The following is a 22,473-nucleotide window of genomic DNA, read 5'->3' on the forward strand; positions in this document are numbered from 1 at the left end:
CCGGGTGTCAGGAAGCTCTGAACAAATCCTCTTGTCATCCAGATTAGTTCAGAGCTTCCTCAATTGCGAAGTCTCGCACCAAACTCGACTTCCAGAATTCTGGTCAGCCGGGCAACGGCCAGATCCGCTTCCGCATCGGTTAATGTCTTTTGAGTATCTTTTAATAACACACGGAATGCAAGACTTTTTTTGCCGTCTTCCATCCCTTCTCCCTGGTACACATCGAATAGATAAATTTCGGAAATGACGGATAACTGTTCCGATGTCATACGATCGAGTATCGCCTGTGCCCGGATTTTTTCCGGTACGACCAATGCGATATCCCGCCTGATCGTAGGGTATTTGGAAATTTCCGCGACCGTGGGCAAGGAATGCGATACAAGCGCATGGAGATCGAGCTCGAACAACACCGGGGACCGGGATAGGCCGAGTTTTTTCTGGATGCGCGGGTGAAGCTCTCCGATACAACCGGCCACGCCGCTGCCCGCATGGATACGCGCTGCCTTGCCCGGGTGCAGGGCGGGATACGGCTGGGGCTCGAAATGGACCCTGGTTGGCCAAAAAAGCGCTTCGATGTCCGCCTTCACATCATAAAAATCGGCAATCCGGGCAGGCATCCCCCATTGTTCCGGATAAGCATCGCCGTAGCAAAGTCCGGCAAATTTTTCCGGCTGAGCATAACTGTCACCCTCCCTCAGGAAGCAGCGCCCTATTTCGAACAAACGCACCCGGCTTTGCTTGCGGTTGAGATTGAATTGCAGGTTGGACAACAGGCCGCCAAGCAGGGTGCTGCGCATTGCGTTCATCTGGCTGGATAGCGGATTCTTCAATGCTATCGGCATTTCATTGCCAAATATCTCCCGCTCCCACGACGCGTCTACAAAAGCATAATTGATAACCTCCTGGTAATCCCGCGAAGCCAGGACTTCTCTTAGTCGCGACGGGGAGAGCATGGTTTCGGAATCGGGCAGCATTTCCGATGCCGCATGTGGCGAACTGCCCGGAATCTGATTATAGCCGTGAATCCGCGCCAGTTCCTCGATCAGGTCTTCCTCTATGCCGAGATCGAAGCGGTAGGTTGGCGGTGTTATCAGGAATGTCCCATTGCCCCCGGGAAGGAAATCAAATTGCAGTCGCCGCAATAATTCGGCAACCCTGACTTCATCGAAGTCTATACCGAGAACCTGGCGCACCCTTTGTAAACGCAGGTTTATGGGGTGGCGTTGCGGCAAGCTACCCCGGACTTCGTTGACGGCGCCGGCGCTGCCGCCGCATATTTCCAGCACCAGTCTCGTAGCGCGTTCCAGAGCCATGCGGGTAGCAGCAAAATCCACACCCCGTTCAAAACGATGCGCGGAATCCGAGCTGAAGCCCAGGCGGAATGATTTTCCTGAAATACTCTCCGGGCTGAAGAAAGCGCTTTCCAGGAATAAATCGGTCGTCTCGTGCCGTACACCGCTTTCGTTTCCACCCATTATCCCTGCAAGCGCCAGCGGCTTTTCCACATCGGCGATGATCAGCATGTCAGGCTCCAGGGCGAGCTCTTCGCCATTGAGCAACTCGAATTTCTCCCCCGCCTGAGCGAAGCGCACCTGGATCACACCTGCTCGTTCACCCGAAATTTTCGCCAGGTCGAAGGCATGCAGCGGCTGGCCAGTCTCCAGCATGACATAGTTGGTCACATCCACCACGGGGTTAATGGTTCGTATGCCGCTACGCTCCAGGCGACGCACAATCCAGTGAGGCGTAGCCCTATCCAGCGATACACCCTGTATTACCCTACCGCAATAAAGCGGGCACGCCTCGGGCGCGCCCACCTCGACCCGCAACATGCCACCCACCGCCGGAACCACCGGCTCGATCTCAAGAGGCCGAAGACTCGCCGAAGTTACAGCGGCTGCTTCCCGCGCTATGCCAACGAGGCCCAGGCAATCACCGCGATTAGGTGTGAGCTTGAGGGTAAGGAGCTTGTCGTCGAGTTCATAATAATCGCGAAAATCGATACCGGGAAGCGCATCCTCGGGAAGCGCGAGCAGGCCTTCCGTGGCATCGCTTAGACCCAGTTCAGTGGCAGAACATAACATGCCATGAGATTCAATCCCTCTTATGCTGGTCGGCTTTATAGTGACTGCAGGAAGTTTGGCACCACTCAGCGCGCACGGAACCTTCATTCCGGCCCGAACATTGGGAGCGCCGCAAACTATCTGCAATTGCCCGCCCCCGGGAATGGGACCGGCATTTACCTGACAGACACGGAGACGGTCTCCTCCTGGGTGCTTCTCGACCGACAGCACCTCAGCCACCACAACACCGGTAAAAGCGAGGACAAGCGGCTCGATCGTTTCCACTTCCAGGCCTGCCATGGTCAGCGCATGGGCTAGCTCATCCGTGGATAATGGCGGGTCGACGAAGGTCCGGAGCCAGTTCTCGGAAAATTTCATGTTTCTTCTCGCCCTCTTGTTCTAAAAACGAATGCAGCTATTTTTTTACGGCACCTATCGCGTTCGCTGCTTGATTGCGCGGAATTCGCAGTCTCCGCATTTCCGTCGTACGGACCGGACTTTCAGAAATGACACCTGGAGAAACTGCACCTAGCTGAATTGCTTGAGGAAGCGAAGATCATTTTCGAAAAACAGGCGCAAATCATTTACTCCGTACCGCAGCATCGCCAGCCTTTCCACACCCATGCCAAAGGCAAACCCGATGTATTTTTCGCTGTCGATGCGTACATGCTTGAGAACGTGGGGATGTACCATGCCGCAGCCCAGTACTTCGAGCCAGCCCGTGTGACTGCATACGCGGCAGCCGCTGCCCCCGCACATTACGCATCCAATATCCATTTCCGCCGAGGGTTCAGTAAACGGGAAGAAAGAAGCACGGAAGCGCACCGGCAAGTCGTCGCGTTCGAAAAAATGCTGCATGAAGTCCGCCAGCAAGCCTTTTAGCGCCGAGAAATGGGCGGTTTCATCAACCCATAAACCTTCCACCTGGTGAAACATGGGGGTGTGAGTCAAATCGGAGTCGCAGCGGTAAACTCGTCCTGGCGCAATCACCTTCAGGGGTGGAGCATTTTCCTGCATATAGCGGATTTGCACCGGTGAAGTATGGGTACGCAACAAATAAGCGCCGCTTTCCTCATCAATATAAAAGGTATCGTGCATCGCACGGGCAGGATGATTCTCGGGAATATTGAGTGCGGTAAAATTGTAGAAGTCCGTTTCGATCTCCGGCCCTGTTGCGACGGCAAAGCCAAGCGAATGAAACAGGGACTGGATGCGATCGAGTGTCCGGGTGATGGGATGTATGCCGCCCGTTCCCTGGCCGCGTCCCGGCAAAGTGACATCCAGCGCCTCAACGATGAGCTGAGCCTCGAGTTTCTTTTCCTGTATCGCGTCGCGGCGGCTGCCAAGCGCAGCTTCGAGCATTTCCTTGGCTTTGTTGATACGGCTTCCCATTTCCGGCCGCTCGTCCGGAGGAAGCTTGCCCAATCCCCTCAGCAACTCCGTCAGCTTGCCGTTTCGGCCGAGATAACGCGCCTTGGCCTGCTCCAGCTCGATAGCATCATCTATGCCGTTGAAAAGACCGGTGGCTTCACTGATGAGAAGATCCAGATCATTCATAGGGATTCAGGGATGAGGTGATATCAATTCCATAAACAAGAAAAAAGGAGGCCAGGCGCAGTGCCTCCAGCCTCCTCGTCATACTTCTCTGCTTATCTGCTATATCGCCAGACTGGCCTTGGCCTGTTCGGCCAACTTCATGAAAGCAGGCTTATCGAAGATCGCAATGTCAGATAACACCTTGCGATCCACCTCGATCGCCGCTTTTTTCAAGCCGTTCATGAATACGCTGTAAGACAAGCCACATTCACGCGCGGCCGCATTGATGCGCGTAATCCACAGCGCCCTGAACTGGCGTTTTTTCTGGCGGCGATCGCGGTAGGCATACTGCCCCGCTTTCATCACCGCCTCCTTCGCGATACGATAGACATTCTTGCGGCGTCCGCGATAACCTTTCGCCAGATCCAGTACTTTTTTATGACGGGCGTGAGCCGTCACCCCACGTTTCACTCTTGGCATGGTTGTCTCTCTTTACGCGTAGGGCATCATGGCGCGAACGGACGCCACATCGCTTGCATGAACACCGACGGTTCCGCGCAACTGGCGTTTGCTTTTCGTCGTCTTTTTGGTAAGGATATGGCGCTTGAATGCTTGTGAACGCTTGACGCTGCCACCAGCTCTGACCTTGAAGCGCTTCGCTGCACCACTCTTCGTTTTCATTTTCGGCATTACACTGCTCCTGCTCTAGCATGACGCCAGGTGTTTCCACACCGGAACACTTTCAAACCTGGTCACCACTTATTATGAATGGCTTTCTATCCGATCGCCTGCTACCACCGTTCGCACCGAACCCACCCGGCCCGGCGCAAAAACACTTTCACACTTTCCAACTTATACTACCAGTCTTACTCTTTAAAACCCTCTAAAATCCCTAGAGAAGCGCTGAATAAATCTCCGCTGGCGCGGCGGTCCTTAGGATTGGACCGCACCTTTATTTGTTCCGGCAGCCGCATCATTGGGCGCAGCCTTGGGTTTGGTCGATTTCACTTCTTTCTTGCGCGGAGATAGCACCATGACCATCTGCCGCCCTTCCATCCGGGGAAATTGCTCTACTATCGCATGCGCCTCCAGGTCGTCTCTAACTCGCTCCAGCAGGCGAACGCCAAACTCCTGATGAGCCATCTCACGCCCACGAAAGCGTAAGGTAATTTTTGCTTTATCCCCTTCCTCAAGGAAGCTGATCAGATTGCGCAGCTTGATGTTGTAATCGCCCTCATCGGTATTCGGACGAAACTTGACTTCCTTGATCTGAATCTGCTTTTGCTTGAGTTTCGCCTCGTGTTTTTTCTTGCTTTCCTGATAACGGAACTTACCATAATCCATCAAGCGGCAGACCGGTGGCCTGGCCGTAGGCGCGATCTCGACGAGATCCACCTCCGCCTCTTCCGCCAACGAATTGGCCGCCGCCAGGGAAACAATGCCTATCTGCTCTCCCCCGACACCAATCAAGCGCACTTCCGGTGAATTTATCTCTTGGTTGATGCGTGCTGCTTTCTCTTGAACTATAGTAATTCCCCAGGTATATGATTGAGTCAGTTCGCGCCGACCCCTATGGATGTCTCTGTTTTGAGAAGATCGATCAGCGCGGTCAAGTTAAACTGGCCGAGATCGGCGCCCGTCCGGGTTCTTACGGAAACCGTTTGCGACGCCACTTCCTTATCGCCCACAATGATTTGGTATGGCAACTTTTGCAAACTATGCTCCCGTATTTTATAAGTTATTTTCTCATTTCTCAAGTCCGCGAACGCTCGAATGCCATTGTGCTTGAGCTCCACGGCTATTTTGCTGGCATAATCCGCCTGTCCTTCGGAGATGTTCAACACTACCGCCTGATCGGGAGCAAGCCATAGCGGAAGAGCGCCTGCATGGTTTTCGATGAGAATGCCGATGAAACGTTCCAGAGATCCCAATATCGCCCTGTGGAGCATTACCGGCACCTTGCGGGTATTATCCTCTGCCACGTATTCCGCACCCAGCCGTTCTGGCATGGAAAAATCCAGTTGCAAAGTACCGCATTGCCAGACCCGGCCAATGCTGTCCTTGAGTGAAAATTCGATTTTCGGACCATAAAAAGCGCCTTCCCCAGGCTGCAGCTCCCAGATGAGCTTTTTATGGCCCAGGGCCGATTGTAACGCCTGTTCGGCTTTATCCCACTGCTCTTCCGAACCGACGCGTTTTGCCGGCCGCGTCGAAAGCTTTACCAGGATCTCCTTGAAACCAAAATCTGCATACACTTGCTGCAACAAGTCGATAAAACGCACCGCCTCATCCTGAACCTGGGACTCCGTGCAAAAAATATGAGCGTCATCCTGGGTAAAAGCACGAACCCGCATAATGCCATGCAGGGCACCGGAAGGCTCGTTACGATGACATGAACCGAACTCCGCCAGCCGCAATGGCAGATCCCGGTAACTCTTCAGTCCCTGCCTGAATACCTGCACATGGCCAGGGCAGTTCATCGGCTTGACAGCAAACTCTCGTTCTTCCGACTGGGTAACGAACATGTTCTCCCGGAAATTCTCCCAATGTCCGGACCGCTCCCATAGGCCTTTATCCAATATGGACGGTGTACGGATTTCCAGATAGCCGTTATCGCGGAGCACCTCCCGCATATATTGCTCCACCTGCTGCCAGATAATCCAGCCTTTGGGATGCCAGAACACCATTCCCGGCGCTTCTTCCTGAAGGTGGAACAGGTTCATCTGCTTTCCAAGCTTGCGATGGTCGCGCTTCTCCGCTTCCTCGAGACGACGCAAATAAGCTTCCTGGTCTTCTTTCTTTGTCCAGGCGGTACCGTAAATCCGCTGCAGCATTTCATTGTGTGAATCGCCACGCCAATAGGCGCCTGCCAGCTTCATCAGCTTGAAAACCTTCAGCCGCGAAGTAGCTGGGACGTGGGGACCGCGGCAGAGGTCGGTAAAATTCCCCTGGGAATACAAGGAAACATCCTCGTCTCCCGGTATTGCTTCGATGATTTGCGCTTTGTAGTGTTCGCCCTGATTCTTGAAAAAATTAATCGCCTCGGACCGGTCCCAAATCTTGCGTTCCACCTTCAAATCGCGCGAACTGATCTCGGCCATGCGCTTTTCTATCGCGGCGAGATCCTCCGGGGTGAAAGGTCTTTTGTATGAAAAATCGTAATAAAAACCATCTTCGATGACCGGCCCGATAGTAACCTGCGCATCAGGGAAAAGCTCTTTTACCGCGTGCGCCAGCAAATGGGCGCTCGAATGCCGGATGATTTCAAGTCCCTCCGGATCCTTCTCCGTGATTATCGCCAGGTCGCCGCTGGTCTTGATAGGACTCGACAGATCCACCAGCTTACCATTGATTTTTGCCGCCAGAGCAGCACGACCGAGGCGCGGACCAATGGATTCCGCGACCTCGCGAGCCGTTACCGGCTGCTCATAGCACCGCTCAGAACCATCCGGGAGACGAATGACAGTCACAACCTGTTCCTTTACAAAGTTAAACCCTGCCAGCGCGCAGGCCCGCTAAATGACCTACTTGTTCCATGTCTGTTTTACAAAGCGGATGGCGGAGCCTACCCATTCCGATTGACCAGCCTAAAAACCGGCCTGATGCAGGACTCAAACTATAACAGCCAATCGAACGATAGGCTAGCAGCCTGTCGGACTTGAAGAATCGAAGCGAAAATGTGGCTGGGTGAGGGGGGATTTTGACGATTTTGAAGGCCAATAGTCGTTCTATTGGTCAAAAAAGCGGCGGAATATAGACCAGCCAGACGCTTTTTCAGCCGATTTCCTTTAAGTCCGGCAGGTTGCCACGGAAGGACACGGCGACCGGGCTCTATACAACTTACAACTGAGCTGGCAAAAAAAAACTGGCCCCGAAACAATAGACGGAAGGATCGCCGATCTGAAATGAAGAACGACAGATGCAAAACCGATTTGCAAACCTTTCTTACCGTTGCCGTTGCTCCAATTTTCAGATCAGGATGACTGATGTGGAATCATTGACTGGTTTCGCGCTTCAACACTTCTTCGATCTGGAGACCGACCTCGGGCTGGCCATTGAAAACCGTTCCTGTTTTCTTTTGGCTAAGATGCTCGAGATTTGTGGTGTAAACCTGTGGGGGCAGCGAAAAGAATTTGACTTCTTTTACCAGCGAGATCGCATTTTTCATATAGAACTCGATAAATTCCCTGACTTCCGGCTTATCCGCCGACTTTATATTGACGTAAATGAAAATGGGCCGGGATAACGGTTGATAACTGCCGTCCTCCACCGTTTTCATGGAAGGAAGAACGGGTCCCTTTCCTCCGTCGACGCCGACAGCCTTAAGCTTCTTCTGATTCTCTATGTAATAGGCAAAACCAAAGAACCCCAGTCCGTTCTTGTCGCTCGCGACTCCCTGGACCAATACGTTGTCATCCTCAGAGGCTGTAAAATCGCCGCGGCTTGATTTAGCCTTACCGACGACAGCTTCGGTAAAATAATCGAAAGTGCCTGAGTCGGAGCCTGGTCCGTAAAGCTTGAACGTTTCATCCGGCCATGAGGCATTTACCTGATTCCACTTGGTTATTTTCCCCTGAGCAGCAGGTTCCCATATTTTCTTCAGCTCTTCGACGGTGATATTTTTGCTCCAGTCGTTCCTCGGATTGATTACCACGGTCAAGGCATCGAACGCGACGGGCATTTCCACGTATTGCACCCCTGAAGCCTTGCATTCGTCCATTTCCTTTTTAAGAATAGGACGTGAGGCATTAGCGATATCGATTTGCCCACGGCAGAATTTCTTGAAGCCGCCACCGGTGCCCGAAATACCTACCGTGACGTTGACAGCTCCGCGCTTTGCCTTTTGAAAATCTTCTGCAACCGCTTCGGTAATGGGAAAAACAGTGCTTGAGCCATCGATTTTTACTAGCGCAGCGGCCTGTGCAATACCAATGGCGCCGCTCGATATCCATGATATGGCCAAAATTCCAAGTGCGCGGGTATTCGATAATTTCACTATTTCACCCCTCAATGTCTTGATATACCAATTCTTCCTCGCGTTCGTCCATGCTAGGTCATCAATATTACAGTATTGTGACAGAGCGTTATCGTCAGGAAGCCTCTGAACAAATCCCCGCTCCGGCGCGACGGCGGCTTTGCGGCATGAAACACATATGTCCGGACAACCCTGGACCCGGGTTCACGACGGATGCTTCATCTGCCTCATTGAACAAGGGAGGTACTCTCATCCAGTGCGCCTGCCCGCACCGCATCCGCTATTCGTTCGGCCCAGTATGTAACCTTCTGCAAGGATTTACCCTCCACCATCACCCGTATCAGCGGTTCCGTCCCGGATGCCCGCAACAATACCCGGCCATCATTGGCAAGATCGCGTTCAGCTTCCATCTGCACGGCTTTAACCAAGGCACTCGCGCTTAAATCAAATCCTTTGCGGACCTTGACGTTGACGAGCTTCTGCGGATGAAGCGTTATATCGCGCGCAAGCTCGGCCAGAGTGTTGCCGCTATCGCGCATGGCGTGCAGTACCTGCAGTGCAGAAACAATTCCATCGCCCGTCGTATGCTTGTCCAGGCAGATGATATGGCCCGAGCCTTCCCCTCCCAGTTGCCAACCTTCCTTCTGCAGAAGTTCCAATACATAGCGGTCGCCCACCTTCGCCCGGGCAAATGGGATATCGAGTTCTTTCAGGCCGTTTTCGACCGCAAGATTGGTCATCAGGGTTCCCGCCACGCCGCCCTTGAGTAAATCCCTTTGCTTACGGTGCTTGGCGATAATATATATCAGCTGATCTCCATCGTATAGCTCGCCTTCGCTGCCAGCCATGATCACCCGGTCGCCATCACCGTCGAGGGCGATACCGAGATCAACCCCGTATCTTCTTACGGCCTCCTGAAGGGCGGTACCATGCGTGGCCCCGCATTCATGATTGATATTGAGACCATCCGGTTGCACCCCCACGGCCACCACGTCGGCGCCCAACTCATGCAGCACTGGTCCGGCGATTTGATAAGTAGCGCCGTGAGCACAATCAACCACGATGCGTAACCCGCGTAGATCGAAATAATTCGGAAAAGTGCTCTTGCAAAATTCGATATAGCGGCCTCTGGCATCGTTCACGCGCCGGGCCTTGCCTAGCTGTGCAGAATCCATCGACCTGATCGGAGCAGTCAAGCCCGCCTCTATCTCGTGCTCGGTTGCGTCTGGAAGCTTGCTGCCGGCAGAGGAAAAAAACTTGATGCCATTGTCTTCGAATGGATTGTGGGAGGCGGAGATCACGATGCCCGCTTGCAGCCGCAACGCCCGCGTAAGGTAGGCGACGGCTGGCGTCGGCATGGGACCGGACAGCAGCACGTCGACACCGGCCGCTGACAGGCCTGCCTGCAAGGCCGATTCCAGCATATAACCCGATATCCGGGTATCCTTTCCGATAAGCACCGCAGGGCGTTCTCCTTTGGATAAATGCCAATCCGACGACACCAGGACCTTGCCCGCGGAATACCCTAAATGCATGACGAACTCGGGTGTGATGGGTAGTTCTCCGACGCGACCGCGAATACCGTCGGTACCAAAATATTTTTTTGTCATTTAAAGTCTCGGAGAAGAAGAAGGCGGCGATGGGGTTATTGCTTAAGGAAGCGCTGAACAAATCCTCGCTGAGCGCATTGCTGGTAAAATCAGGAGATCATAAGGTGCGCGACGAGGTCGTAGCCGGAACTACGATGCCAGAGAGCGCCGCGCCATGGCTCCCCAGCTCGTGGCCCAAGGAGCCTGAGAAGCGGGGATATGGCAGCGCCGGGGATGCCAGACCGCACCAAAGTACTGTTGGGGCGCCAGCAGCCCGCTACGGGGTCGCATCTTCCTCCGGAAGACATTGCTCCGCCTTACGCGGTCGCACTATTCGCATCGTTGCCTTTCGTGCATCCCATCCCGCAAAGCCGCCGTCGCGCCAGTGGAGATTTGTTCAGCGCTTCCTTAAGACATTCCACCCAATAACTCACGTTCGCAAACCTGAACAAAAGATCAGCCGGACGATCAGGCGAAAAAACGCTCGGAATACCGGATGACGAGCATGGATTACGCCGTAATTTTATCGCATTGGCTGACCGTTTACCGCATTATAAACAGCTATTGCATCGCTGGTTGCCTTTACATCATGCACCCTGACGATTTTTGCTCCTTTCATGATCGCCAGCAACGCAGCCGCAACGCTTGCCTGGACCCTGTCTCCCACTTCGCCGCCGGTAATTTTCCCCAGCATCGATTTGCGCGACAGACCCACCATCAAAGGAACCCCCATGTCCAGAAAGGAGTCGAGTTGACGCAACAGCGCAATGTTATGCTCCAGCGTCTTCCCGAAACCAAAACCAGGGTCTATCACCAAATGTTCCAGCGGAATACCAGCGGCACAAGCCGAATGCACCCGATCCCGCAAGAAATCCTTCACTTCTGTAACCACATTCCCATAATACGGATTGGCCTGCATGCTTCCCGGTTCTCCCTGCATGTGCATGAGGCAGGCGACCACGCCGCCTTCCGCAACTGCCTGTAGCGCATCCGGCGCTTGCAGCGCTTTTATGTCATTGATCATCGCAACACCCGCTTCTATCGACGCGCGCATCACTTCCGGCTTAGAAGTATCCACGGAAACGCAGATGTTCCTACCTACCAATGCCTCTATCACAGGCATGATACGATCGATCTCTTCGGCAGCATCTACCGGCTTGCTGCCGGGGCGCGTGGATTCCCCGCCGATATCCACTATATCCGCGCCCTGTTCCACCATGTGTTCGGCATGGTGGATGGCATTTTCCGCCGAGACCCATAAGCCGCCATCGGAAAAGGAATCGGGGGTGATATTGAGCACTCCCATTATCAGGGGACGGGAGGAAAAAGATGAGATTAATTGCCCGCGTGAACGCAAGGTAGACAGGAAACCGCAATGGAGGAACCTAATAAATAAGGCGGAAATTCCGCCTTATTTATCACGCTTCGTGCAATTAATTGGGTGGAACCAAATATCGCGGCTTACGCTTCCTGCGCCGGAGTAGCAGAGGCCGCAGGCGCCGGAGGAGGCGTGTTGTCCTTGGGCGGCGTTGCGGTAGTCTTGGAAGGTTTGGGCGGGCGCGGTGTACGGCCTTCCATGATATCGCCGATCTGTTCCGAGTCTATGGTCTCCCATTCCAGCAAGGCTTTGGCCATGACTTCGATCTTGTCGCGATTCTCTTCTATCAACCTCCGGGATAATCCATATTGAGCATCGATGATGCGCCGGATCTCTATATCCACTTTTTGCATAGTGGCTTCACTCACGTTTTTATGCGTGGTCACGGAGCGGCCGAGAAAAACCTCACCCTCGTTTTCACCGTAGACCATAGGCCCCAGCGAATCCGACATTCCCCATTGGGTCACCATGCGTCGCGCCATCTCGGTAGCACGCTCAAAGTCGTTTGAGGCGCCCGTGGTCATCTGCCCCATGAAAATCTCTTCGGCAATGCGTCCGCCGAATAGCACTGCGATATTCTGCAGAATTTCTTCGCGATCCATGCTAAACCGATCCTCGGTAGGCAGCTGCATGGTCACGCCTAGCGCACGTCCCCGCGGGATTATCGAAACCTTATGCACAGGATCGGTTTTTGGCAGCAGTTGAGCCACCACGGCATGTCCAGACTCATGATAAGCCGTATTGCGCCGCTCGTGCTCGGGCATAAGGACGGAGCGGCGCTCGGCGCCCATGAATATCTTGTCCTTCGCACGCTCGAAGTCTTCCATGTCCACAAGCCGCTTGTTGCTGCGTGCCGCGAAGAGTGCTGCTTCGTTCACCAGATTCGCCAGATCGGCGCCCGACATTCCGGGCGTGCCACGGGCAAGTATCTCGGCATGCACGTCGGGCGCAATGGGTACCTTGCGCATGTGGACATGCAGGATCTGCTCACGCCCCCGGATATCGGGCAGCGGAACCGTAACCTGCCTGTCAAAACGTCCGGGACGAAGCAGCGCCGGGTCGAGCACGTCCGGACGGTTCGTCGCCGCGATGACAATGACCCCTGCAGTCCCCTCGAAGCCATCCATTTCCACCAGCAACTGGTTCAGCGTCTGTTCGCGCTCGTCATTTCCGCCACCCAGCCCTGCTCCGCGCTGGCGCCCCACGGCATCGATTTCATCAATGAAGATAATGCAGGGAGCATGCTTTTTGGCCTGCTCGAACATATCGCGTACCCGGGCGGCACCCACGCCGACAAACATTTCAACGAAATCGGAACCTGATATGCTGAAAAAGGGAACCTTGGCCTCGCCCGCAATCGCACGTGCGAGCAACGTCTTGCCAGTGCCGGGATTGCCAACCATCAGCACGCCGCGCGGAATGCGCCCGCCCAGCTTCTGGAATTTGCTCGGATCACGCAGAAATTCCACCAGTTCGGAGACTTCCTCCTTGGCTTCCTCGCAACCCGCCACATCCGCAAAAGTTACCTGATTGGTGGATTCATCCAGCATCCGCGCTTTGCTTTTCCCGAACGAGAACGCGCCGCCACCTCTGCCTCCCCCCTGCATCTGGCGCATAAAGAAAATCCATACGGCTATCAGAAGCAGCATCGGGAACCATGAAACGAAAATATTCATCAGCAGAGACGGTTCCTCTTCAGGCTTGGCGTCAATGACGACGCCTGCTTTGAGAAGGTCGCTCACCATCCATGGATCGGAAGGCGTATAGGTAGTGAAACGCCTGCCATCGGACTTGGTGCCTTTGATGGTGCGGCCTTCTATAGTTACTTTCGCGATCCTGCCCTGCTTCACCTCATCGATGAATTGCGAATACTCCATCGGTGCCTGGGCCGATTGCCGCGTGCTGAACTGATTGAACACCGTCATCAGCACCAAAGCAATCACCAGCCAGATGGCCATGTTTTTAATGAGATTGTTCAAGATAACTCCTTGGCTCGCGCCGTCAATGCCCTTGAATATTTCATTCTAAACCCATTTTGAGATTTATAACAGCGTGGAATACCGCTGCAACAGGCGTTCGCCTCACCGCCAAAGGCCCAGCCTCATGCTCGTCAGACGGTTTTGATCACTGCATCTAATAGCGTTTTCCAATCCCCAGTAAATAAAGTTCGCTGCTTCTATCCCGGGATGCTTCCGGCTTGCGCGTTACCACCTTGTTGAAATCCAGCCGCATCGACCGCAAAAACTCCTGGAAGCCCGCCCCTTGAAATACTTTGACGAGAAACGCGCCGTCGGAGTTCAATCGCTCCCTGCTGAATTCGAGCGCCAACTCCGCCAAATACATGCTGCGGGCCTGATCACTTGCCGCTATGCCCGTTATATTAGGGGACATATCCGAAATTACAAGGTCAACAGGAGATTTTCCGAGCGCATTTTTGAGTTCTGCCAGAACCCCGGATTCCGTGAAGTCTCCTTGTATGAAGGTCACTCCCGGCAATGGTTCCATCTTGTTCAGATCCAGCGCCACGATCCTGCCTCTTTCACCCAGCTTGGGCGCAGCCACCTGGGACCACCCACCGGGAGCGGCGCCGAGATCGACTATCGTCATGCCGGAGCGAAAAAGGCGATCATGTTTCGCAATTTCAATCAGCTTATAGGCGGCACGGGAACGGTAACCTTCTTTTTTTGCCTGCTTCACGAAGAAATCGTTCACATGCTCGTTCATCCAGGCCTTACTGGTCTTGGCACGCTTCATCACTTAAAATGAGGTTTTTTCGGAAAATCCATGTTGACACTTACACCTGCACTCCGGCGGGCACTCGCCGCAACGGCTCATGGCATGCGGCCGGTAGTGATGATTGGCGAGGCGAGACTCTCCGAAAATGTCATGCATGAACTGGATCTGGGCCTTAAAAGCCATCAGTTGATCAAAGTCAAGGTTTCCATTGGAGAGAGGAAAATTCGAAATGGTTTGCTGGACGAGATATGCCGGCGCCTTGCGGCCGCGCCCGTTCAGCATATCGGAAAAATCCTGGTTATCTATCGACCGGAACCGGAACGCGCGGCACCCGAGCCGAAGGCGCGATTCGAAAGGAAGAAATCGGATGGAAGAAATACCGAGAAACCCGGCATCAGTTCAACGCCTCCTAAACGTATTTGACGTCCAGGATCTCATACTCCCTTATACCACCGGGCGCCATGACTTCCGCCACATCCCCGGGATATTTGCCTATGAGTGCGCGTGAAATCGGAGAACTGATGGAAATCTTTCCCTCTTTGATATCGGCTTCATCGTCGCCGACGATCTGGTAGGTTACCATCGTGGAACTGCTCATATCCTCGAGGTCGATCGTAGCACCAAATACGCATGCTCCACCAGCATCGAGCAACGCCGGATCGATGATCTGCGCGTTGGAAAGCTTGGCTTCCAGTTCTGCTATCCGGCCCTCGATGAAGCCCTGCCGTTCCTTGGCGGCCTCGTATTCGGCATTTTCAGAAAGATCGCCATGGGAGCGGGCTTCCGCCAGAGCCGCGATCACTGCGGGCCTCTGGACGGCTTTCATCTCGTGCAATTCAGCGCGCAGCTTCCCTGCGCCTACCACTGTCAAGGGGATTGTGCTCATTATCTATGCTACCTTCCTCTATTCCTCTATTCCACCTTCCCGTTAAATCCGATATTCAGATCCGTGCTCGACTCGCACTGCGGTTCGACAGTTGAACTTGTTGCAGTAGAATCAGCAGAATCCGGCCCGGAGCACTCAGCGCTGGAGAGCCGCGATACGCTTTCCTGCTGCTCATGCAGTTCCTGCAAGCTATAAGCCTGCAATTCCCCCATTCCCGCCATGCCAATGCACGCGGCCCTCGCCCCGGCTAAAGTGGTGTAGTACGTCACCTTTGCCTGTAACGCGGCGTGACGAATGGAATAGGAATCCTGGATCGCACTCCGCTTGTCCTCCACTGTATTGATTATCAGGTCCATTTCCCCGTTCTTTATCATATCGACGATGTGGGGACGGCCTTCAGCAACCTTATTCACCGGCGTTACTCCCAGATCCGCAGCAAGCAGTACAGCAGCGGTACCGCGGGTAGCATAAAGGCTGAACCCTAGTTGCGCAAGATTTCGAGCGATTTCCACGACGCGCGGCTTGTCCGATTGCCGCACGCTGATAAACACCTTGCCCGCCGAAGGAACCCGGACTCCCGCAGCGAGTTGCGACTTGACAAATGCCTCGGCAAAAGTTTTGCCCACTCCCATTACTTCGCCGGTGGATTTCATTTCCGGCCCCAGTATCGTATCGACGCCTGGAAACTTGATAAAGGGAAATACCGCCTCCTTCACTGAATAGAAGGATGGGATTTGTTCCCCAACGATATTCTGATGCGCGAGCGTTCGCCCGGTCATGCTCCGTGCCGCAATCTTTGCAAGCGGCAATCCAGTTGCCTTGGACACGAACGGTACCGTGCGCGATGCGCGGGGATTGACTTCCAGTACGTACAGGATGTCGCGCTGGATGGCGAATTGCACGTTCATCAACCCTACCACTTCGAGCGCCCGCGCCATCGCCGTGGTCTGGCGCCGCAACTCGTCGCGCATGGCAACGGACAAACTGAAAGGAGGCAGCGAGCATGCCGAATCGCCAGAATGCACGCCAGCTTGTTCGATGTGTTCCATAATACCGCCAACCAGCACCGCTTCGCCGTCGCAGATCGCATCAACGTCCACTTCAACCGCATCATTGAGAAAATGATCCAGAAGCACGGGCGAATCATGCGAAACCTTTATGGCTTCCCGCATGTAGCGTTCGAGATGGGCCTGCTCATGAACAATCTCCATGGCACGGCCTCCCAGCACGTAGCTGGGCCGCACCACGAGCGGGTATCCGATTTCGGCAGCCGCGGCGAGCGCCGCTTCCGCAGTACGCGCAGTACGATTGGCGGGCTGCCTGAGGTTCAACCGCTCCAGCATCTTCTGAAAACGCTCACGGTCTTCGGCGCAGTCGATCATATCGGGACTGGTGCCTATGATAGGCACGCCGTTGTCCTCCAGATCGCGTGCAAGTTTCAGCGGAGTCTGGCCGCCATACTGTACGACCACACCGGAAGGTTTTTCCACCGCCGCGATTTCAAGCACGTCCTCGAGCGTCAACGGCTCAAAATAGAGCCGATCCGAAGTATCGTAATCGGTAGAAACTGTTTCAGGATTACAGTTGACCATGATGGTCTCGAAACCATCCTCCCGGAGAGCCAGGGCAGCATGCACGCAGCAGTAGTCGAACTCGATGCCCTGGCCGATGCGGTTGGGCCCGCCTCCCAGAACCATGATCTTGTCCCTGGTAGTGGGCAAAGCCTCGCATTCTTCCTCATAGGTGGAGTACATGTAAGCGGTTCGCGTGGCAAACTCGGCAGCGCACGTATCAACACGCTTGTAAACGGGCCGCAGGTTGAGCTGGTGGCGCCGGACACGAATCTCCGTTTGGGTCGAATTCAACAATTTAGCCAAACGCCGGTCCGAAAAACCGCTGCGCTTCAGTTTGCGCAACGCCGGCAGATCAAGATCGTCGAGGGACTTCCCCGCAAGAACCTGCTCCTGCTCGACCAGGTCTTCGATCTGCGCCAGAAACCAATGGTCGATACGCGTATGCTGATGAATTTCATCGCGCGGCATTCCGCAGCGAAACGCATCGGCGACATACCAGATTCGCTCCGGACCGGGATCACCAAGCTCAACCTCAATGGCTTCGATATCCGACGTCTTTTCGTCGAGGCCATCAGCGCCGATCTCGAGCCCGCGCAACGCTTTCTGGAATGATTCCTGGAAAGTGCGCCCTATGGCCATGGTCTCTCCGACCGACTTCATCTGCGTGGTAAGCCGGTCGTTGGCCTGGGGAAACTTCTCAAAGGCGAAGCGGGGAATCTTGGTAACGACATAATCGATGGAAGGCTCGAACGATGCGGGCATGGCGCCGCCGGTAATATCATTCCGGAGCTCATCCAGCGTATAACCCACCGCCAGTTTGGCAGCCACTTTGGCAATGGGAAAACCCGTCGCCTTGGAAGCGAGCGCAGAGGAACGGGAGACTCTTGGGTTCATCTCAATGACCAGCATGCGGCCATCTTGCGGATTGATGGCAAACTGGACATTCGAGCCGCCGGTTTCCACGCCGATTTCGCGCAATACGGCCACCGCCGCATCCCGCATGATCTGATACTCTTTGTCGGTAAGCGTCTGCGTGGGGGCAACGGTGATGGAATCCCCTGTGTGGATACCCATTGGATCGAGGTTTTCGATGGCGCATACGACGATGCAATTATCCTTTTTGTCGCGGATGACCTCCATCTCGAACTCTTTCCAGCCTATGACAGATTCTTCGATCAGCAATTCTTTCGTAGGGGATGCCTCGAGTCCCCGATCGCAAATACTGAGGAACTCCTCCCGGTTGTATGCGATGCCGCCGCCGCTCCCGCCCATGGTAAATGATGGGCGGATGATAACGGGATAACCTACCATTGCCTGAACCTGCAGGGCTTCCTCCAGGCTGTGTGCTATTGCCGACCGGGCCGATGCCAGTCCGATCCTCGTCATGGCCTGCTTGAATTTTTCACGATCCTCGGCTTTATCGATCGCCTCGCGCGAAGCGCCGATCAGTTCCACGCCGTACTTTGCCAATACACCATTCTTCGCCAGATCGAGCGCGCAATTAAGCGCCGTCTGGCCGCCCATCGTCGGCAATAATGCGTCTGGCCGCTCGCGCGCGATGATTTTCTCGACCATCGGCCAGATGATGGGCTCGATATACGTCGCATCGGCCATTTCCGGGTCCGTCATGATGGTGGCGGGATTGGAGTTGACCAGCACGATGCGATAACCTTCCTCGCGCAATGCCTTGCATGCCTGCGCGCCGGAATAATCGAACTCGCATGCCTGGCCGATGACTATCGGACCGGCACCGATGATGAGGATGGTATGTATGTCGTTTCGTCTAGGCATTGCTGCAATGATCCCAAATCCGGCAGTTGTCTCTACGCGGTCATACTCATGGTTTGCGTCCTGTTTCCATCAGGCCCGTGAATTTCTCGAACAAATAATCCATATCGTGCGGACCAGGACTGACTTCAGGATGCCCCTGAAAGCAGAATGCGCGGGCGCCAGTCAGCTCGAACCCCTGGAGGCTGCCGTCAAACAATGACACATGCGTAATACGAGCATGCTGTGGCAGACTATCGATATCGACCGCAAAGCCGTGGTTCTGGCTGGTAATCATGACTCTTCCGCTATCGAGATCCTGCACCGGATGATTGGCTCCATGATGTCCGAATTTCATTTTCATGGTCCTGGCGCCGCTGGCCAGACCCAGCAATTGATGCCCCATGCATACTCCGAAAATAGGGACGTCATTATCCAGCAGTTTTTTGGTGGCGGCGATAGCGTAATCGCAAGGCTCGGGATCGCCCGGGCCGTTGGAAAGAAACACGCCATTGGGGTGCAATGCCAGAATCTCTTCGGCGGGCGTGCTGGCTGGCAAGACGGTGACTCTGCAATTGTGCTGAGCCAATTTTCGAAGCAGATTGCGCTTGATTCCAAAATCCAGCGCGGCAACGTGAAAGCGCGGGTTTTGCCGAAGAACAGGACTCCTTCCCCGCTCCCATTCTCCTTCGATCCACTCATAGGGTTTATCGCAGCTCACCTCCCTCGCGAGATCCATTCCCACCAGCCCTGGAAACGATCTCGCCCGTTCCAGCGCTTCCGCTTCATTGACGAAGCCAGCCATGAGGCATCCCGATTGCGCACCTTTCTCGCGCAGTATGCGCGTGAGCTTGCGGGTATCGATATCGGCAATCGCGACCACTTCCCGCTGCCTGAGATATTCAGGCAAGGTCTGCGTTTGCCGCCAATTGCTGGAAAGTATCGGCAAATCTCGGATAATGAGTCCTGCCGCAAATATCCGATCGTCGTTGCCGGATTCGATATCTTCGAAATTGGCTCCTGTGTTGCCGATATGAGGATAAGTCAGCGTGATGATCTGCCTGCAGTAGGAGGGGTCGGTAAGAATTTCCTGATAACCCGTCATGGATGTGTTGAACACCACCTCGCCGACACTGGCTCCATCCGCTCCGATGGAAATGCCACGAAAAATTGTGCCGTCGGCAAGCGCGAGAACGGCAAACGGGCGTTGTAACAACGGAAAACTCCTGGAATGAGGACAAGGCATGAAAACAGGGCAGGCAGTGTCGCCCCTGTCGATGAAGGCGAATTATACGTTGAAAAGGATGCTTGCTCAACGAAGCCGCCACGTGCCCGGCTGGGGAGAGAATAGCGAGCGCCAGCGCAGAAGATGGCCTAACGCAGCGCCAGCACGTCCTGCATATCGAACAGGCCGCTTTCCTTGTGCGCCAGAAAGCGGGCAGCCCGCATGGCTCCTGCGGCAAAGGTGGCGCGGCTCCCGGCCTTGTGCGAAATTTCCATGCGCTCACCCGGCCCCGCAAACAACACCGTGTGGTCGCCAATGATATCGCCTCCGCGCACGGTGGAAAAACCGATCGCTCCAGGGACCCGCTCACCGGTAATACCCTCCCGTCCGTATACCGCAACTTCGGAGAGATTTTTTCCACGTGCCTCCGCCGCCACTTCACCCATGCGCAAGGCGGTGCCGGAAGGAGCATCGACCTTGTGGCGATGATGCGCCTCCATGATCTCGATATCGTAATCCTCTCTGAGCACCCTCGCCGCCAATTCCACCAGCTTGAGCGTAACGTTTACTCCAATGCTCATATTGGGAGCCAGCACAATCGGAATATGTTGCGAGGCAGTGCGGATTTCTTCTTTTTGCTTCACGGAAAAACCGGTGGTGCCGACAACCATTTTTACTCGTTCTGTCCGGCATACATCGAGATGCATGAGCGTGCCTTCAGGGCGGGTAAAATCGATCAGCACATCGCAGCCTGGAAGAGCAAAGGCGGCATCGTCCGTAATATGGACGCCGCAAGCCGTGCCGATCAACTCGCCCGCATCCCTTCCCAGATAAGGGCTGCCGGTCTGATCGAGGGCAGCGCATAATCGCATGCCCTCAGCCTGCATTACGGCTTCCAGCAACACGCGTCCCATTCGGCCTGAACTTCCGGCGATTGCGATATTCAATGTCGTCATTTCCACTCTTTCGCTGTTGTCAGCGGTTGATTGCCTACCCATGGCTGCTGCCGTCACTCCTTGGGCTGATCCGCCTCTCCTTCTCCAGTATCCAGGGCTTGCGACGGCGCCTGCCGGGTGCTCCGGGCGATTGCGTGGGCCGACTGAGCACTTGTCAAGGCAGCGCCTCCGTCCTCTTTGATAACCGGCCGGGCGGCTTCCACCGGTTGAGGCAAGACTGCGGCCTGCATCGGCATTTGTCCGGAACCAGGCGGGACCGGCGAACCCGCGGCTGGAACCTGGGGTAGAACCGCTGCTTGTGGGGTCGTCGTGGCGAATCCTGAAGCAGCGCGTTCCGGTTCGGACACAATCGCAGACGCAGCGCCTACTTGCGTGGCTGCGCTGCGAAGCTCCTCGGCCGGGCTGGCCGGTTCAGCGGGGGGCGCTGGAGCGAAAGCAATCGAAGGCGAAAACGTGCCATCGATACGCACCAGCTTATCGCCCTCGAAAAACACGGTCAGCTTCCGCTGCTCCACCAGCCGCCCCCTTTGCTCAAGCCGATAAATATAATCCCAGCGGTTTTCATGAAACGGGTCGCTGATCAAAGGCGAACCAAGCACAAAGCGCACCTGCGAGCGGGACATGCCGGGCTTTAGCTTATCCACCATATCCTGGGTAATGACGTTACCCTGCTGAATCTCGATTTTGTATAGTACGGATGGAACAGACGAACATCCGGCAAGCGATAGCAATACAAGCAGCGGAAGTATTCTTGCGCGCATCGAGGCAGCGTATGTTTTCAAAACAAACTAGTGTGGTGAATCGTAAATTCATTGCATAAACCCCCCCGTCATTCCGGACGCCGTGCCAGCGGCGAGCCGGAATCCAGAGCTTTTTCAAGCTACCGGATTCAAGCCTTCGCGGAAATGACCCAAGTATTTATTCAACGTATTTCCGGTTCAGGATACCAGGGAAGCGCTGAACAGATTCTCGCTGCGCGCGTTGCTGGTAAAATCGGATGATCATAAGGCGCAACGAAGTCCGCAGCCTGGGCAACGATGCAGAAGAGCACCTAAACTCCCCCGGGGCGCCGCTCGAGGAGTCTCCACAAGGTGGAGGTTGGAGCGGCAAGGATGCCCGGACCGCCGGCAAGGTTGGCGCAGCCACAGTCCGCCATGCGGTCTAATCGCGCCGCCTTTCGGCATACCATCCCACTCAGCGACGCTGCCGTCGCACCCGCGAAAACTTGTTCAGGGATTCCCTAACGTTATATGATACAGCAAAACAACCCGATGGATGGACGTCATGAGTAAATCGAACGACCTCAAAACCATGGGCCTGAAGGCGACCCTGCCGAGGTTGCGCATCCTGAGCCTATTTGAAAGCAGTCCCGTGCGCCATCTGTCCGCGGAAGATGTCTACAAGACACTCATCAGTGAGGGAGAAGACATCGGTCTCGCAACCGTATATCGCGTGCTCACCCAGTTCGAGCAAGCTGGCCTGCTGGAGCGCCACCATTTTGAAGGGGGAAAAGCTGTTTTTGAACTTGCCAGCACCACCCACCACGACCATCTGGTATGCCTGCAATGTGGAAGGGTTGAAGAATTTTACGATGCCGAAATCGAAAAACGGCAAGCCAGGATTGCCAAAGATCGTGGTTTCATCATCCATGAACACTCGCTATCGCTTTATGCGGATTGTACCAAGCCCGCGTGCCCGCATCGAAAAACCGAGGACCGGGGAATCGCCGAAAGAAGCTGAGCCTGCTTTTCCCTTTTTTGATTCCGATGGAAGCCTGGCCGGCGGCAG

Annotated in this window: 18 protein-coding genes; 2 read left to right on the plus strand and 16 right to left on the minus strand. The window is 54.8% G+C overall.

The window, feature by feature from the left end:
* Positions 1–59 precede the first annotated feature (59 nt).
* The 11 genes from pheT to ACZ5CE_RS13205 all read right to left on the minus strand — a co-directional run bounded on the left by pheT (position 60) and on the right by ACZ5CE_RS13205 (position 14,295).
* Positions 60–2,441 (minus strand): phenylalanine--tRNA ligase subunit beta, encoded by a 2,382-nt coding sequence (gene pheT, locus ACZ5CE_RS13155; protein ID WP_464575354.1) that lies wholly within the window; start codon positions 2,439–2,441, stop codon positions 60–62.
* A gap of 150 nt (positions 2,442–2,591) precedes the next feature.
* Entirely contained in the window at positions 2,592–3,620 is a 1,029-nt protein-coding gene (gene pheS / locus ACZ5CE_RS13160) for a phenylalanine--tRNA ligase subunit alpha (RefSeq protein WP_464575355.1), read from the minus strand.
* A gap of 99 nt (positions 3,621–3,719) precedes the next feature.
* The gene (gene rplT / locus ACZ5CE_RS13165) at positions 3,720–4,079 is read right to left on the minus strand and encodes a 50S ribosomal protein L20 (protein WP_464575356.1); all 360 of its coding nucleotides are present in this window, start codon (positions 4,077–4,079) and stop codon (positions 3,720–3,722) included.
* A gap of 12 nt (positions 4,080–4,091) precedes the next feature.
* Complete coding sequence (gene rpmI, locus ACZ5CE_RS13170) at positions 4,092–4,289, minus strand: 50S ribosomal protein L35 (protein ID WP_464575357.1); 198 nt, start codon at positions 4,287–4,289, stop codon at positions 4,092–4,094.
* Between the two features lie 243 nt (positions 4,290–4,532).
* Positions 4,533–5,177 (minus strand): translation initiation factor IF-3, encoded by a 645-nt coding sequence (gene infC / locus ACZ5CE_RS13175; RefSeq protein ID WP_464577529.1) that lies wholly within the window; start codon positions 5,175–5,177, stop codon positions 4,533–4,535.
* Complete coding sequence (gene thrS, locus ACZ5CE_RS13180) at positions 5,153–7,069, minus strand: threonine--tRNA ligase (RefSeq protein WP_464575358.1); 1,917 nt, start codon at positions 7,067–7,069, stop codon at positions 5,153–5,155. Before thrS ends, infC begins: the two co-directional genes overlap by 25 nt.
* A gap of 524 nt (positions 7,070–7,593) precedes the next feature.
* Positions 7,594–8,595 carry a PstS family phosphate ABC transporter substrate-binding protein gene (locus ACZ5CE_RS13185; RefSeq protein ID WP_464575359.1) on the minus strand — a complete coding sequence of 334 codons (1,002 nt, stop codon included), beginning with the start codon at positions 8,593–8,595 and terminating at the stop codon, positions 7,594–7,596.
* 206 nt (positions 8,596–8,801) lie between these two features.
* A complete protein-coding gene (gene glmM, locus ACZ5CE_RS13190) occupies positions 8,802–10,184 on the minus strand; it encodes a phosphoglucosamine mutase (protein ID WP_464575360.1) in 1,383 nt (460 codons plus the stop codon).
* 502 nt (positions 10,185–10,686) lie between these two features.
* Positions 10,687–11,469, minus strand: a complete 783-nt coding sequence (folP, locus tag ACZ5CE_RS13195; protein ID WP_464575361.1) for a dihydropteroate synthase — start codon at positions 11,467–11,469, stop codon at positions 10,687–10,689.
* Positions 11,470–11,624: 155 nt separating this feature from the next.
* On the minus strand, positions 11,625–13,520 hold the full coding sequence (gene ftsH / locus ACZ5CE_RS13200; protein WP_464575362.1) for an ATP-dependent zinc metalloprotease FtsH: 1,896 nt from the start codon (positions 13,518–13,520) through the stop codon (positions 11,625–11,627).
* A 154-nt stretch (positions 13,521–13,674) separates the two neighbouring features.
* On the minus strand, positions 13,675–14,295 hold the full coding sequence (locus tag ACZ5CE_RS13205; RefSeq protein WP_464575363.1) for an RlmE family RNA methyltransferase: 621 nt from the start codon (positions 14,293–14,295) through the stop codon (positions 13,675–13,677).
* Between the two features lie 30 nt (positions 14,296–14,325).
* Between ACZ5CE_RS13205 and ACZ5CE_RS13210 the strand changes: the two genes are divergently transcribed.
* Complete coding sequence (locus ACZ5CE_RS13210) at positions 14,326–14,700, plus strand: YhbY family RNA-binding protein (RefSeq protein WP_464575364.1); 375 nt, start codon at positions 14,326–14,328, stop codon at positions 14,698–14,700.
* Here ACZ5CE_RS13210 and greA read toward each other — a convergent pair.
* From greA to ACZ5CE_RS13235, 5 genes are all read right to left on the minus strand, one after another.
* Entirely contained in the window at positions 14,687–15,163 is a 477-nt protein-coding gene (greA, locus tag ACZ5CE_RS13215; protein WP_464575365.1) for a transcription elongation factor GreA, read from the minus strand. The genes ACZ5CE_RS13210 and greA overlap by 14 nt on opposite strands.
* Positions 15,164–15,189: 26 nt before the next feature.
* Entirely contained in the window at positions 15,190–18,528 is a 3,339-nt protein-coding gene (carB, locus tag ACZ5CE_RS13220; RefSeq protein ID WP_464575366.1) for a carbamoyl-phosphate synthase large subunit, read from the minus strand.
* A gap of 46 nt (positions 18,529–18,574) precedes the next feature.
* A complete protein-coding gene (carA, locus tag ACZ5CE_RS13225) occupies positions 18,575–19,720 on the minus strand; it encodes a glutamine-hydrolyzing carbamoyl-phosphate synthase small subunit (protein ID WP_464575367.1) in 1,146 nt (381 codons plus the stop codon).
* A 158-nt stretch (positions 19,721–19,878) separates the two neighbouring features.
* Complete coding sequence (gene dapB, locus ACZ5CE_RS13230) at positions 19,879–20,685, minus strand: 4-hydroxy-tetrahydrodipicolinate reductase (RefSeq protein WP_464577531.1); 807 nt, start codon at positions 20,683–20,685, stop codon at positions 19,879–19,881.
* A gap of 53 nt (positions 20,686–20,738) precedes the next feature.
* A complete protein-coding gene (locus tag ACZ5CE_RS13235) occupies positions 20,739–21,446 on the minus strand; it encodes an outer membrane protein assembly factor BamE (protein ID WP_464575368.1) in 708 nt (235 codons plus the stop codon).
* Between the two features lie 523 nt (positions 21,447–21,969).
* On the opposite strand from ACZ5CE_RS13235, the gene fur reads away from it, so the two are divergent.
* On the plus strand, positions 21,970–22,425 hold the full coding sequence (fur, locus tag ACZ5CE_RS13240) for a ferric iron uptake transcriptional regulator (protein ID WP_464575369.1): 456 nt from the start codon (positions 21,970–21,972) through the stop codon (positions 22,423–22,425).
* Positions 22,426–22,473 lie beyond the last annotated feature (48 nt).

Source organism: Nitrosospira sp. TNL200 (assembly GCF_055386305.1).